We start from the raw sequence: 13,858 nt of genomic DNA on the forward strand, positions 1-13,858 counted from the left end.
CTCCAGTTAGTAACGGATTTTCGGGTCGATAACGGCATACAGCACATCGACAACGGCGTTAAAGAGAATGGTCAGTGCCCCCACAAGGATGGTGAGGCTAAGAACGAGTGAATAGTCACGGTTAAGTGCACCGTTAACAAACAGCTGACCAATACCCGGCAGGCCATAAATGGTTTCTATAACCATTGAACCGGTGATGATCCCCACGAAGGCCGGGCCCATGTACGACAGCACCGGTAAAAGCGCAGGCTTAAGCGCATGGCGGAAGATGATGCGGCGCATCGGCAGCCCTTTTGCGCGCGCGGTACGGATGAAGTTTGAGTGCAACACTTCAATCATCGAACCACGGGTGATACGCGCGATACTGGCGATGTAGGCCAGCGAGAGCGCCACCATCGGCAAAATCATAAATTGTATTGCCCCACCGTTCCAGCCGCCCCCGGGCAGCCATTTCAGCGTGATGGCGAATATCATGACCAGTAATGGCGCGACTACGAAGCTGGGTATGACCACCCCGGTCATTGCCACCCCCATCACGGCGTAATCCCATCGGGTATTTTGTTTCAACGCGGCGATAACGCCCGCCGTGACGCCGAGAACCACGGCCAGAATAAATGCCGCCGCGCCTAATTTCGCCGATACCGGGAAGCTGGAGGCCACCAGGTCGTTAACGGAATAGTCTTTATATTTGAATGACGGCCCAAAATCCCCGTGCGCCAGCTGCTTCAGATAATTGAAGTATTGGGTGGTGATAGGATCGTTTAAATGATATTTCGCTTCGATGTTGGCCATGACTTCTGGCGGCAGCGTGCGCTCACCGGTAAAAGGACTGCCCGGGGCCAAACGCATCATAAAGAAGGAAATTGTAATAAGAATAAACAGCGTTGGAATCGCTTCTAAACAGCGACGCAGGATAAATTTCAACATTGCCCGTACCTTCTGGCGTGTGCCTTTATGTGATGATGATTAGACACCGTGGGGCGAGTATACCCGCCCCACTCATTGCCATTAATGCTTGATAATATATAAGTTTTTGACAGAGATATTATCCATCGGGTCTTTACCTGTGTAACCCCCAACCCATGGCTTAACTAGACGGGCGTTCACGTAGTAGTAAACCGGCACGATCGCGGAATCTTTATCCAGCTGCTGCTCCGCTTTTGAATAGAGTTCAGCGCGCTGCGCGTCGTCAGTGGTTTTCAGCGTATCGCCAATCAGCTTGTCAAACGCCGGGCTCTTATAGTGCGCGGTGTTGTTGGAGCTGTCGCTCAGCATGGTATTCAGGAAGGACGTCGGTTCGTTATAGTCCGCACACCAGCCTGCGCGCGCAACGTCAAAGGTGCCCTGATGACGCGTGTCGAGGAAGGTCTTCCACTCCTGGTTTTCCAGCTTCACGTTCGCACCCAGGTTTTTCTTCCAGATGGATGCGACAGCGATAGCCAGTTTTTTATGCAGATCCGAGGTATTGTACAGCAGGCTGAAGGTTAGCGGCTTGTCAGCGGTATACCCGGCTTCGGCCAGCAATTTTTTCGCTTCGGCGTTACGCTGTTCCTGCGTCATTTTGAACCACTCTGGCTCGGTCAGTTTCGCGCCATCGGTGTACGGAGGCGTGTAGCTGTATGCTGGCAGGTCACCCTGGTTCTTCACTTTGTTAACGATGATATCGCGGTCCAGCGCCAGCTTAAGCGCGGTACGAACGCGCACGTCGGTAAACGGTGCTTTCTGGTTGTTGATTTCATAGTAGTAAGTGCACAGGTAAGGATCGACATGCACTTCTTTCGGAATTTCTTTTTTCAGCTTCTGGAACAGTTCAATCGGCATGTTGTTATAGGTCATGTCGATTTCACCGCTGCGGTAGCGGTTAACGTCCGTCACTTCAGAAGCGATTGGCAGATAGGTCACCTGGTTAATGACGGTCTTCGCGTTATCCCAGTAGTTGGTGTTACGCTCCAGCACCATACGCTCGTTGACCACCCAGTCTTTCAGCTTATAAGCGCCATTGGTGACGATATTCGCAGGCTGGGTCCATTTTTCACCAAACTTCTCGATGGCCGCTTTTGGAACCGGGGAGACGGACGGGTGTACCAGCAGTTTGTAGAAGTACGGAACAGGCTCGCTCAACGTCACTTCAAATGTGTTTGCATCAATGGCTTTTACGCCAAGGTCAGTCACCGGTTTTTTACCCGTGATGATGTCATCGATATTGGCGATGTGACCATACTGCAGATAGCTCGCATACGGAGAGGCGGTATTAGGATTTGCCAGACGCTGCCAGCTATAAACGAAATCTTCAGCGGTAACCGGTGTACCGTCGGACCATTTTGCATCTTTACGCAAATGGAAGGTCCAGACTTTGAAATCTTTATTTTCCCATTTCTCAGCAACACCCGGCGCCGGGTGGCCGTCAACGTCGGTCACCAGCAGACCTTCAAACAGGTCGCGGTTAACGTTTGACTCAGGAACACCTTCGATTTTGTGCGGATCGAGAGACTGAACTTCAGCGCCGTTATTACGAACCAGCGTTTGCTTCTCAGCCAGTTGAACCCCTGCCGGCACGTCTGCTGCCATTGCAGCGTTGCCCGCGATTAGCGCAGTTAAAATTCCCGCCGCGACCAGACTTTTTTTTGTGATGATGGACATTGTGTTGGTACTCCACTCATTATAATGACCGGCCTTCGCCAGTTGTGTAATCCCCTTCGGGGGCCTGTACAGCGCAGGAGTTTTTTTTGCTGCTGTCAGGTTCTTTTTTACTTCTTGCTATCACCGACTTCTTTATTACTGACCGCTCGTGTGGCGGTCTTGCGTCGATTCCGGGTACGCCGCCCTGTCCGCGACGCGCCTGAGATATTTGAGAAGAAAACTATTTGAAAATAATTCTCATCTACTTGTTTACGGCTGCAAAATATAAGGCCGGAAAGTACCAAATGGCGTCAGCTCTCGCCAATACATTTTGCAAATTTGTTAAGCAATTCTCTTTTACGGTAGAGACCGTCTTTTAGGGGGCTGCCTTGCCTGAGATCAAACATCAGGGAAATGCCCTGCTATTCAATACGATACAGAAAGATACTTCTGCGAGCGCGTCGCTGCGCTTCGTTCGACTGGTTTTGTACAAAAAATTAACAATTGATTATTATTTAGCACATTCCTCTGGGGGAACGTTGAAATTACTAATATCATTTCGGTTATCTCTCAGCAAGCCCCAGAGTATCATGTGAGAAAAATAACAGATCGATTGCAGGATTTATGTGCAGAGGATGTGAGAGCGAATATCTAACCCATTGAAATGTATAAAGCGCGGATTATTAGTAGAATTTATTATGACGTGTGCGCATTTCAACTTTATTAATATTTTTTACTGATAATGACGTAAAAAAAACGGCGCCACTGGCACCGTTCTTTCATATGAAACTGTTAATGCAACAATCCGGGGAAAATGCTTTTAATGCCAGTGACGATAAACTCAATGCCCAGCGCCATCAGCAAAAGACCCATAATACGCGTAATGACGTTAATGCCCGTCTGGCCAAGCAGACGAACCAGCCACGGTGCCATACGGAATAAGCCCCAGCAGCAAAGCGCAAACAGGGCTATCGCCACCGAAAACCCAATAAGGTGCATCACGTTGTGGTAGCGCGTACCCCATACGATCGTTGAGCTGATTGCACCCGGTCCGGCCATCAAAGGCAGCGCCAGCGGCACCACGCCGATGCTTTCGCGAATGGCAGTCTCTGATTTCTCCTGTTTATTCTGCTTATCTTCACCGAGCTTACCGCTGATCATCGACATGGCGATGGTAACGACCAGGATCCCGCCTGCAATTCTGAAGGAATCAATCGAGATACCAAACAACTGCAGAATGGCGTCACCCAGATAAAGGGAGGTCAGCAAAATAATGGCAACAGACAGGTTTGCAGTAAGGTTAGTCTTATTTCTGGCGGCCGCCGTCTGGTAGCTGGTCATGCTAATGAAGACAGGAATGATACCTACCGGGTTCACGAGGGCAAACAAACCAATAAAAAACTTAAAATATGTAGGGAAATCAAAGAGCGTATGAATCACGAGGTGCTCCGCTAATGCGCATGGCCTGGGCTGAAAAAGGATCCTGATAAAACCGCGCTGAAGATACGCTTTTTAAACGCATTCTTCATCAGAAATCTGCGGCAAAATAGTAGCATTTCATGATGTTAATTATTTGTATTACCTATGACAGCTTCGCTTTCAATAGTTACTTAATTATTTAACAGTAGAATAATGTCTACAAAATAACCCTGCTGAAAGGTATCAGCTTATGGAAAAATTGACGCAGATCATGATTTTCGTACTCAGAAGTGAGTAATCTTGATTACGCCCCCAGGGATATCACCTATCAAAAAGGGATGATGCTAAGGTAAGGCTCTTTTAGTAAATTAGTGCGTTCAGGCGGTCAGTAACCCTTTGTTTTATTGTGTGTTACGCAAGCATGTACGGCTCTGACTATACTGTGTGACGTATCGAGCGCTGGTTTACTAAAAGAGTTTAAACATTATCAGGAGAGCATTATGGCTGTTACCAATATCGCTGAACTGAACGCCCTCGTCGAGCGCGTGAAAAAAGCCCAGCGTGAATATGCCAATTTCACCCAAGAACAGGTTGATAAAATCTTCCGCGCGGCCGCTCTGGCTGCTGCAGATGCTCGAATCCCTCTCGCTAAAATGGCCGTTGCCGAATCCGGCATGGGTATCGTTGAAGATAAAGTGATCAAAAACCACTTTGCTTCTGAGTATATCTACAACGCCTATAAAGATGAGAAAACCTGCGGCGTGCTGTCTGAAGACGACACCTTCGGTACCATCACCATCGCAGAACCTATCGGCATCATTTGCGGTATCGTTCCAACCACCAACCCAACGTCCACCGCAATCTTCAAATCCCTTATCAGCCTGAAGACCCGTAACGCAATCATCTTCTCCCCGCACCCACGTGCGAAAGATGCCACCAACAAAGCAGCTGACATCGTCCTGCAGGCTGCAATCGCTGCGGGTGCGCCAAAAGATCTTATTGGCTGGATTGACCAACCTTCCGTTGAACTGTCCAACGCGCTGATGCATCACCCGGACATTAACCTGATTCTGGCGACCGGTGGTCCTGGCATGGTTAAAGCGGCATACAGCTCCGGTAAACCGGCTATCGGCGTTGGCGCAGGCAACACCCCTGTTGTTATCGATGAAACCGCAGATATCAAACGTGCTGTGGCTTCCGTACTGATGTCCAAAACCTTCGACAACGGCGTTATTTGTGCTTCTGAGCAGTCTGTTGTGGTGGTGGATTCCGTATATGATGCCGTTCGTGAACGTTTCGCCAGCCATGGCGGCTACATGCTGCAGGGCCAGGAACTGAAAGCGGTTCAGAACATCATCCTGAAAAATGGCGCGCTGAACGCCGCTATCGTAGGTCAGCCAGCTTACAAAATCGCTGAACTCGCAGGCTTTACCGTGCCGGCAAGCACCAAGATCCTGATCGGTGAAGTCACAGTTGTTGACGAAAGCGAACCGTTTGCACACGAAAAACTGTCTCCTACGCTTGCAATGTACCGCGCGAAAGATTTCGAAGACGCGGTAGAAAAAGCGGAGAAACTGGTCGCGATGGGCGGTATCGGTCACACCTCTTGCCTGTACACCGACCAGGATAACCAGCCAGAACGTGTTGCCCACTTCGGTCAGATGATGAAAACCGCCCGTATTCTGATCAACACCCCTGCTTCTCAGGGTGGTATCGGCGACCTGTATAACTTCAAACTCGCACCTTCCCTGACTCTGGGTTGTGGTTCCTGGGGTGGTAACTCCATCTCTGAAAACGTTGGTCCAAAACACCTGATCAACAAGAAAACCGTTGCTAAGCGAGCTGAAAACATGTTGTGGCATAAACTTCCGAAATCTATCTACTTCCGCCGCGGCTCTCTGCCAATCGCGCTGGATGAAGTGATTACTGATGGCCACAAACGTGCGCTCATCGTGACTGACCGTTTCCTGTTCAACAACGGCTATGCAGACCAGATCACCTCTGTTCTGAAAGCGTCTGGTGTAGAAACTGAAGTCTTCTTTGAAGTGGAAGCTGACCCAACGCTGAGCGTGGTTCGCAAAGGTGCCGAGCTGGCAAACTCCTTCAAACCAGATGTGATTATCGCACTGGGCGGTGGTTCCCCAATGGATGCCGCGAAAATCATGTGGGTGATGTACGAACATCCTGAAACTCACTTTGAAGAACTGGCGCTGCGCTTTATGGACATCCGTAAACGTATCTACAAGTTCCCGAAAATGGGCGTAAAAGCGAAAATGATCGCGGTTACCACCACTTCCGGTACCGGTTCAGAAGTGACGCCGTTTGCTGTTGTAACTGACGATGCAACCGGTCAGAAATACCCGCTGGCTGACTACGCGCTGACGCCGGACATGGCTATCGTTGATGCCAACCTGGTCATGGATATGCCGAAGTCACTGTGCGCGTTCGGTGGTCTTGATGCGGTCACTCACGCCCTGGAAGCTTACGTTTCCGTACTGGCATCTGAGTTCTCCGACGGTCAGGCTCTGCAGGCGCTGAAGCTGCTTAAAGAAAACCTGCCAGCATCTTACAACGAAGGGTCTAAAAACCCGGTAGCGCGTGAGCGTGTACACAGTGCTGCGACCATCGCGGGCATCGCGTTTGCGAACGCCTTCCTGGGCGTGTGTCACTCAATGGCGCACAAACTGGGCTCCCAGTTCCACATTCCTCACGGTCTGGCGAACGCCCTGTTGATCAGCAACGTTATCCGCTATAACGCCAACGACAACCCAACCAAGCAGACTGCTTTCAGCCAGTACGACCGTCCGCAAGCGCGTCGTCGTTATGCTGAAATCGCTGACCACCTGGGTCTGTCCGCACCGGGCGATCGCACTGCGGCGAAGATTGAGAAACTGCTGGCATGGCTGGACAGCATCAAAGCTGAGCTGGGTATTCCTAAATCTATCCGCGAAGCAGGCGTTCAGGAAGCTGACTTCCTCGCTCACGTAGATAAGCTGTCTGAAGATGCCTTCGATGACCAGTGTACCGGTGCTAACCCACGCTACCCACTGATTGCCGAGCTGAAACAGATCCTGCTGGATACCTTCTACGGACGTGAGTACAAAGAAGGTGAAGCTGATACTGCACAAGTTGCAGCGCCGGTGGTAAAAGCTGACAAAAAAGCGAAGAAACACGCCTGATTGACAGCCTAAGAAAAAACCCGCCATTGGCGGGTTTTTTTATGTCTGATGGTTTTGAACACTAAGCAAGGCTATTTGCGGTTTTCATCCTGGAGCACGGCCAGAGACCCCAGGGCAAGCGCTTCTTTATAATGTTTACGGCACACGGAGACATAGCGCTCATTGCCCCCTATCACCACCTGTTCGCCGTCTGCGAAAGGTTTTCCGGACTGATCGAGACGAAGCACCATGCTGGCTTTACGGCCACAGAAACAAATTGTTTTCAGTTCGACAAGCTTATCTGACCAGGCGAGTAAATATTGGCTGCCGGCAAAGAGCTCGCCCCGAAAATCAGTACGCAGTCCGTAGCAAAGGACCGGGATATCCAGATTGTCTACAACCTCAGATAACGCATGAACCTGTTCGCGGGTGAGAAACTGACTTTCGTCCACCAGCACGCAGTGTATGGGCTTTTTAGCGTGTTCTGAGCGAATATCTTCCAGCAGGTCCGTCTCGGGGTTGTAGAGCCTGGCAGGCGACGAGAGGCCGATTCTCGAGCTGACCTTACCGGCACCAAATCTGTCGTCGATCTCGGCAGTATAAACAACGGTTCGCATGCCCCGTTCCTGATAATTGTAAGAGGACTGCAGTAACGCTGTGGATTTCCCTGCATTCATTGCCGAATAGTAGAAATAAAGCTGTGCCATTGGCCGTTAAACCCTAATCAATGTGTAATATTCCCGATGAGTCATTGTACCATATTTTGCCTTATCATCAGCGATACACCTCGCTGACCCGGGAGCCAGAAGGAAGGCCAGGCACGGTCTCGTTGCAAAAATAATACGTTAAAACAGAGAGTAAACACGTTTAACCCCCTCATTATGAGAGGCCCCTGAGCAGGCATAACACTTCTTTTTATACTGGAATGAACGGACATTAACATTCACTAATTATTAACTATTTTTGCCTTATCCTCTCTATTGCAAAGTAATACAAAAGGCTGATATTTATCCGCCGCAACTATAATTCCTGAGGGAAATGTCACAAAAAAAAGACGCAACGGGCCGTTTTTGCCGCCTGGGTGTGATAACGCGTCAGCCAGATACGCTGTGGAATTTAAGTTAGCGCTATTAATAATAGCGGCAAGTATTTAGTATTTTTTGAATTCCTTACATTCCCACCTATTGCACAACTCAATTTATCGCTCTATTATTAGGACAACAAACCACCCCCATTATAAGTTTGAGATTACTACAATGAGCGAAGCACTTAAAATTCTGAACAACATCCGTACTCTTCGTGCGCAGGCAAGAGAATGCACCCTTGAAACGCTTGAAGAAATGCTGGAAAAATTAGAAGTTGTAGTTAACGAACGTCGTGAAGAAGAAAGCGTAGCTGCTGCTGAAATCGAAGAACGCACGCGTAAACTGCAGCAATACCGTGAAATGCTGATTGCTGATGGTATCGATCCAAATGAATTGCTGAACAGCATGGCTGCAACAAAAACTGGTACCAAAGCTAAACGCGCTGCGCGTCCTGCTAAATACAGCTACATTGATGAAAACGGCGAATCTAAAACCTGGACCGGCCAGGGCCGTACTCCAGCTGTAATCAAGAAAGCGATGGACGAGCAGGGTAAACAACTGGATGACTTCCTGATCAAGGATTAATCTTGTTCCCTGTTTCAAAAATCCCGCTATATGCGGGATTTTTTATGCCTGTAATTCCCCACAAACATCCCCTTACAGACTGTCATATCGCGACAGAAGCTTATTTAAGCTATCTGACAAACCCTTTTCCCGGCAGGGTTGTTTTTGCGGTATAAAAAAACCGGTGGGCATTGCCTCACCGGTTTTGTTCGCATGAAATTCAGAATATTACTTAATACCCATGCTTTCTTTGAGCCAGCCTTTAAATTCTTCACCCAACGTATTATGACGAATGCCATATTCGACAAATGCCTGCATATAACCGAGCTTATTGCCGCAGTCATGGCTCTTGCCTTTCATGTGGTAGGCTTCAACCGTTTCTTTCTCGATCAGCATGTCGATGGCGTCAGTCAACTGGATCTCATCCCCCGCACCTGGAGGCGTTTTTGCCAGCAGCGGCCAAATCTCTGCGCTCAGGACATAACGGCCTACGACAGCGAGGTTTGAAGGCGCGCTATCCGCTTTAGGCTTCTCAACGACGCCTACCATAGGCACGCTTTCGCCCGGCTCAAGGTTAACGCCCTTGCAGTCAACAACGCCGTAGGCGGTAACGTCTTCAACAGGCTCAACCATAATCTGGCTGCTGCCGGTGTCGTCGAAGCGCTTAATCATCTCAGCCAGGTTGTCCTGGGAAAGATCGGATTCGTATTCATCCAGAATAACGTCAGGCAGGATAACGGCAACAGGTTCATTCCCCACAACAGGATGCGCGCACAGAACGGCATGACCCAGACCTTTAGCCAGACCCTGACGCACCTGCATAATAGTCACGTGCGGTGGACAAATAGACTGAACCTCGGCCAGCAGCTGACGCTTAACACGTTTTTCCAGCATCGCTTCGAGTTCAAAACTTGTATCGAAATGGTTTTCGATAGAGTTTTTTGAGGAATGCGTGACCAGCACAATTTCCGTAATTCCTGCAGCAATGCATTCATTGACGACATACTGGATTAATGGCTTATCAACCAAAGGCAGCATCTCTTTAGGGATTGCCTTTGTCGCTGGCAACATCCTGGTCCCCAATCCCGCTACCGGGATAACGGCCTTTCTCACTTTCGAATTTAGGGCAGCCATTGAAATTCTCCTGAACTGTTCAAGTTTTGAACTTTTATGCATTAATTAACGCGTTAAGTATATCAGCCACATCCTGAAGGGCGGGTCCGAAAAGCGCGCGTTGCCGATCAATTAGGATTAATACGTATGATTCTGGCAGTGATAGTAGCACCGCCTGCAAAACACAGGTAAAGCAATGTGTCGTTTAAAATCCAACTGCTTATTCCGTGGACAACATTAAACGCAGCCGTCCCCCGCTTCCCCAAATTTGGCACTGCCAGGAGGAGCAACGGTGGCTAATTTGATTAAGGTAAGCTGTTCCTAATGTGCCCAGCGGGACACCGTTGCTCACCTGTATATGATGCTCACCGGTATTCAACGTGGCATTTAACCCTGCGGATACCAGGATAAGATTGTTCAAGCCGCTGTGATAATATCCAACCAAAAGCGGGAACTGACCCGGTAAATTGGCCTGACGGAAAAGTTGATTCACTTGTTTAAGTAAACTGCCTAACTCCGGCAAACGTTGCCCCTGATGTGATAACTGTTCCTGAAGCAGCCCATTAAAAAGCGCACGAAGTAATAACGCGGCTAAAACACCATTATCCCCTGCGCGTGTAACATCCAGACAATAAAATGCGAGATCGGCATCAGAGAGAGGCGCAATATCCAGCACTAAACCCGGCTGATCGGCCGCAACGAGCTGACGATAATTGACGCGACAATGTGAAATGGATTGTTGCACCGGCGGCTGAAGCTCCTGAAGCAATTTTGCCGCGGCAAGCGGGTTGCTGACTAACGCATCCCAGTCCTGGAATAAACGCTCTTCCTCTTCCACGCGGGAATTGAACATATTGGGATAGAGGCAGGCCAGCACCGTTTCACGCAGCCGGTTCAGATCTTTTACGGGTTTCAGCAAGATATCCTGGACGCCGAGACGCAGCGCTTTAGCGATATCCGCCATGTTTTCGGTCGCTGAAATCACCAGAATGGGGGTTTGGTTGCCCTCATTGCGCAAATGCTCGACCAGCTTCAGGCCATTCATTCGGGGCATTTCGAGATCGCAGATCATCAGATCCGGTGTGGCAGATGCCATTTTCTCAATAGCATCAACGCCGTCTTGAGCGAGTGAAGTGGCTGCTCCTAGTGAAGATAACCAGGAATCCAGCAGCGAGCGGAAAACGGGCTCGTCTTCAACGATTAAAATGTGTTTTCCGGCCAATGGCTGCGTCATGGTTCCTCCCCTGGCTGACAATGACTAAATAGTGGCATGGTATCGACACTATCGCCTGTCAGATTTTGCTGAAGTGTGCTTAAAAAGGTTCTCAATGTGCTGTTCGCACAAAAGGTAACAGTTCATCTATTTTCTTTTCGACGGCTAACGAGCCTGCTGCAATAGCGGCGTCTGCCCGATGGAAATCGAGGGTCGAAATTTGTGGGCAATACGGTTGGATCAAAATATCCGGTGGATCACCGGCCATGCGGTTGCGTTTCAGGCGGTTCTCAAGCACCTGTATTGAGGTGGTCATGATCTCCATGGCAGTAGGTGCCGCAACCGAGCGACGCGCGGCGATACGCCCTATTTTGCCGCGTAAACGCGCATGCCAGGCGAGCTTCTCACCTTTCGCATCATCGCTGTGAAGATTAACAGGCATAAGGTCGTGCTGCATCAGGTGGGCGTCGTGTTGTAAATCCACGGCGATCACAATGTCGGCTCCCATTGCACGGGTCAGCGAGATGGGGACCGGGTTCACCACGCCGCCATCGACCAGCCAGTAGCCGTTATGCGGTACGGGTGCCATTAATCCCGGCATACTGCACGAGGCGCGCACGGCGAGGTGGAGGTCGCCTTCGGTCAGCCATAGCTCTCGCCCCGTGCTGAGGTTCGTCGCGACGGCACCAAAAGGCATCTTGCAGTGGCTAAAGTCGTTGAGTGGCATTATCTGGCGGAACTGATTAAATACGCGTTCGCCGCGCAGCAATCCGCCTCGTTGCCAGGAGAGGTCCATCAGGCGCAGTACATCCCAGTAGCTGAAGGAACGAACCCACCCTTCCAGCTCCGGCAACTTATCGCAGGCACAGGCCGCCCCAACCAGCGAACCAATTGAACATCCTGCAACAATATCGATGTCTATCCCCATCTTTTTTAACGCATTGATGACACCGATATGCGACCAGCCCCGGGCGGCACCTGAGCCCAACGCCAGTCCAATTTTTACCTTTCTCATTAGCCCTGTTTTACTTCCCCTGGATTCCCGACATAGCGTCAACGCAACTGCTCAGTTAACATGGTGCTACCCTAAGCGTTTTACGCCCTTAATTTTTTTCCAGGAAGAGAATCGTGTCTCAACTCTGCCCCTGCGGTAGCGCTCTGGAGTATAGCCTATGTTGCCAGCGATATCTTTCTGGCGAGCAGGTTGCACCAGACCCGTCACACCTAATGCGTTCGCGGTATACTGCTTTTGTGATCAAAGACGCAGACTATCTTATCAGGACCTGGCATCCGTCCTGTCATGCAGCTGAATTTCGCCAGGATATAGAAACGGGCTTTGCTCACACTCAGTGGCTCGGCCTGACCGTTAATGACGCCGCACCAGGCCGTGATGATAACGAAGGTTACGTCAGCTTTGTGGCGCGTTTTACAGAGCAAGGCAAACCCGGCGCGATTATCGAGCTTTCCCGGTTCTTAAAAGAAAGCGGGCAATGGTATTATATTGACGGAACACGCCCTCAATTCGGTCGTAACGATCCCTGCCCCTGCGGTTCAGGTAAAAAATTTAAAAAGTGTTGCGGGCAGTAACGCCTGACAACCGAGACTTCGCAAATACACAAACAGGATTTCCGGCGATGCAATCACTCCAACGTAAAGTTCTGCGCACCATTTGTCCCGACCAGAAAGGGCTAATCGCACGAATTACCAACATTTGCTACAAGCATGAACTGAATATCGTGCAGAACAACGAGTTCGTCGATCACCGTACGGGCCGCTTCTTTATGCGCACTGAGCTTGAAGGTATTTTCAACGATACGACCCTGCTGGCCGATCTTGATAGCGCCCTGCCCGACGGTTCTGTGCGTGAGTTAACGCCTGCGGGTCGCCGCCGCATCGTTATTCTGGTCACTAAAGAGGCCCACTGCCTGGGCGATTTACTGATGAAAGCCAACTATGGCGGACTGGACGTTGAGATCGCCGCCGTCATTGGCAACCACGACACGCTGCGTACGCTGGTTGAGCGTTTTGATATTCCGTTTGAGCTGGTCAGCCATGAAGGTCACACCCGCGAGGAGCACGATAATCTGATGGCACAGGCCATTGAAGCGCATAACCCGGATTACGTGGTGCTGGCTAAATACATGCGCGTACTGACACCATCCTTCGTGTCGCGCTTCCCGAACAAGATCATCAATATTCACCACTCGTTCCTGCCAGCCTTCATCGGCGCACGTCCGTATCATCAGGCGTATGAACGTGGCGTGAAGATCATCGGTGCGACCGCGCACTATGTGAACGATAACCTGGATGAAGGCCCAATCATCATGCAGGACGTCATCCATGTGGATCACACCTACACGGCAGAAGATATGATGCGTGCCGGACGCGACGTAGAGAAAAACGTTTTAAGCCGTGCGCTGTATCAGGTGCTGGCGCAGCGCGTGTTTGTCTACGGTAACAGAACGATTATTCTTTAATCCTTCGGAAAATGAATTGATTAGCTTTGCACCTTTACGGATAAAAAGCAGCCAAACAGCGTCATTTACCTAAAGGAATGCTTTACAGGGGCGTCTCATTTGATATGATGCGCCCCGCTTCCAACAGGAAGCAGGCCAGTAATAGCATTACCCCGTGGTGGGGTTCCCGAGCGGCCAAAGGGAGCAGACTGTAAATCTGCCGTCATCGAC

Annotated in this window: 11 protein-coding genes; 4 read left to right on the top strand and 7 right to left on the bottom strand. The window is 50.1% G+C overall.

Annotated features, from left to right (window positions below; all coding sequences use genetic code 11):
• Nucleotides 1-6: 6 nt before the first annotated feature.
• The 3 genes from oppB to QLG21_RS12605 all read right to left on the bottom strand — a co-directional run bounded on the left by oppB (nucleotide 7) and on the right by QLG21_RS12605 (nucleotide 4,059).
• Nucleotides 7-927 (bottom strand): oligopeptide ABC transporter permease OppB, encoded by a 921-nt coding sequence (gene oppB, locus QLG21_RS12595; RefSeq protein WP_006175829.1) that lies wholly within the window; start codon nucleotides 925-927, stop codon nucleotides 7-9.
• Nucleotides 928-1,008: 81 nt separating this feature from the next.
• Nucleotides 1,009-2,640: an oligopeptide ABC transporter substrate-binding protein OppA gene (gene oppA, locus QLG21_RS12600; RefSeq protein ID WP_282484537.1), complete on the bottom strand. Its 1,632-nt coding sequence runs from the start codon at nucleotides 2,638-2,640 to the stop codon at nucleotides 1,009-1,011.
• A gap of 771 nt (nucleotides 2,641-3,411) precedes the next feature.
• The gene (locus tag QLG21_RS12605) at nucleotides 3,412-4,059 is read right to left on the bottom strand and encodes a YchE family NAAT transporter (RefSeq protein WP_137848752.1); all 648 of its coding nucleotides are present in this window, start codon (nucleotides 4,057-4,059) and stop codon (nucleotides 3,412-3,414) included.
• Between the two features lie 479 nt (nucleotides 4,060-4,538).
• On the opposite strand from QLG21_RS12605, the gene adhE reads away from it, so the two are divergent.
• Complete coding sequence (adhE, locus tag QLG21_RS12610) at nucleotides 4,539-7,217, top strand: bifunctional acetaldehyde-CoA/alcohol dehydrogenase (protein WP_137848753.1); 2,679 nt, start codon at nucleotides 4,539-4,541, stop codon at nucleotides 7,215-7,217.
• Between the two features lie 71 nt (nucleotides 7,218-7,288).
• Here the strand turns inward: adhE and tdk are convergent, their stop codons facing one another.
• Nucleotides 7,289-7,903 (bottom strand): thymidine kinase, encoded by a 615-nt coding sequence (tdk, locus tag QLG21_RS12615; RefSeq protein ID WP_006175839.1) that lies wholly within the window; start codon nucleotides 7,901-7,903, stop codon nucleotides 7,289-7,291.
• A gap of 549 nt (nucleotides 7,904-8,452) precedes the next feature.
• Between tdk and hns the strand changes: the two genes are divergently transcribed.
• Nucleotides 8,453-8,866: a histone-like nucleoid-structuring protein H-NS gene (gene hns / locus QLG21_RS12620; RefSeq protein ID WP_282484538.1), complete on the top strand. Its 414-nt coding sequence runs from the start codon at nucleotides 8,453-8,455 to the stop codon at nucleotides 8,864-8,866.
• A gap of 207 nt (nucleotides 8,867-9,073) precedes the next feature.
• Here hns and galU read toward each other — a convergent pair whose 3' ends face one another.
• From galU to rssA, 3 genes are all read right to left on the bottom strand, one after another.
• Complete coding sequence (galU, locus tag QLG21_RS12625) at nucleotides 9,074-9,979, bottom strand: UTP--glucose-1-phosphate uridylyltransferase GalU (RefSeq protein WP_137848754.1); 906 nt, start codon at nucleotides 9,977-9,979, stop codon at nucleotides 9,074-9,076.
• Between the two features lie 199 nt (nucleotides 9,980-10,178).
• On the bottom strand, nucleotides 10,179-11,192 hold the full coding sequence (rssB, locus tag QLG21_RS12630) for a two-component system response regulator RssB (protein ID WP_137848755.1): 1,014 nt from the start codon (nucleotides 11,190-11,192) through the stop codon (nucleotides 10,179-10,181).
• A gap of 91 nt (nucleotides 11,193-11,283) precedes the next feature.
• A complete protein-coding gene (gene rssA / locus QLG21_RS12635) occupies nucleotides 11,284-12,186 on the bottom strand; it encodes a patatin-like phospholipase RssA (RefSeq protein WP_137848756.1) in 903 nt (300 codons plus the stop codon).
• A gap of 113 nt (nucleotides 12,187-12,299) precedes the next feature.
• Here rssA and QLG21_RS12640 point away from each other — a divergent pair, with 113 nt between their 5' ends.
• Both QLG21_RS12640 and purU read left to right on the top strand, forming a co-directional pair.
• Nucleotides 12,300-12,758, top strand: a complete 459-nt coding sequence (locus tag QLG21_RS12640; protein ID WP_137848757.1) for a YchJ family protein — start codon at nucleotides 12,300-12,302, stop codon at nucleotides 12,756-12,758.
• A gap of 47 nt (nucleotides 12,759-12,805) precedes the next feature.
• Entirely contained in the window at nucleotides 12,806-13,648 is an 843-nt protein-coding gene (purU, locus tag QLG21_RS12645; protein WP_006175852.1) for a formyltetrahydrofolate deformylase, read from the top strand.
• Nucleotides 13,649-13,858 lie beyond the last annotated feature (210 nt).

The sequence above is a fragment of the Enterobacter sp. V87_3 genome (genome assembly GCF_029967835.1).
In the GTDB taxonomy this organism is placed as follows: Bacteria; Pseudomonadota; Gammaproteobacteria; order Enterobacterales; family Enterobacteriaceae; genus Enterobacter; species Enterobacter cancerogenus.

Bases quoted from the DNA above. Each gene is read 5' to 3' on its own strand.
- rssB (WP_137848755.1), bottom strand. From the start codon at position 11,192: ATGACGCAGCCATTGGCCGGAAAACACATTTTAATCGTTGAAGACGAG.
- rssA (WP_137848756.1), bottom strand. From the start codon at position 12,186: ATGAGAAAGGTAAAAATTGGACTGGCGTTGGGCTCAGGTGCCGCCCGG.
- purU (WP_006175852.1), top strand. From the start codon at position 12,806: ATGCAATCACTCCAACGTAAAGTTCTGCGCACCATTTGTCCCGACCAG.
- tdk (WP_006175839.1), bottom strand. From the start codon at position 7,903: ATGGCACAGCTTTATTTCTACTATTCGGCAATGAATGCAGGGAAATCC.
- adhE (WP_137848753.1), top strand. From the start codon at position 4,539: ATGGCTGTTACCAATATCGCTGAACTGAACGCCCTCGTCGAGCGCGTG.
- oppB (WP_006175829.1), bottom strand. From the start codon at position 927: ATGTTGAAATTTATCCTGCGTCGCTGTTTAGAAGCGATTCCAACGCTG.
- oppA (WP_282484537.1), bottom strand. From the start codon at position 2,640: ATGTCCATCATCACAAAAAAAAGTCTGGTCGCGGCGGGAATTTTAACT.
- hns (WP_282484538.1), top strand. From the start codon at position 8,453: ATGAGCGAAGCACTTAAAATTCTGAACAACATCCGTACTCTTCGTGCG.
- galU (WP_137848754.1), bottom strand. From the start codon at position 9,979: ATGGCTGCCCTAAATTCGAAAGTGAGAAAGGCCGTTATCCCGGTAGCG.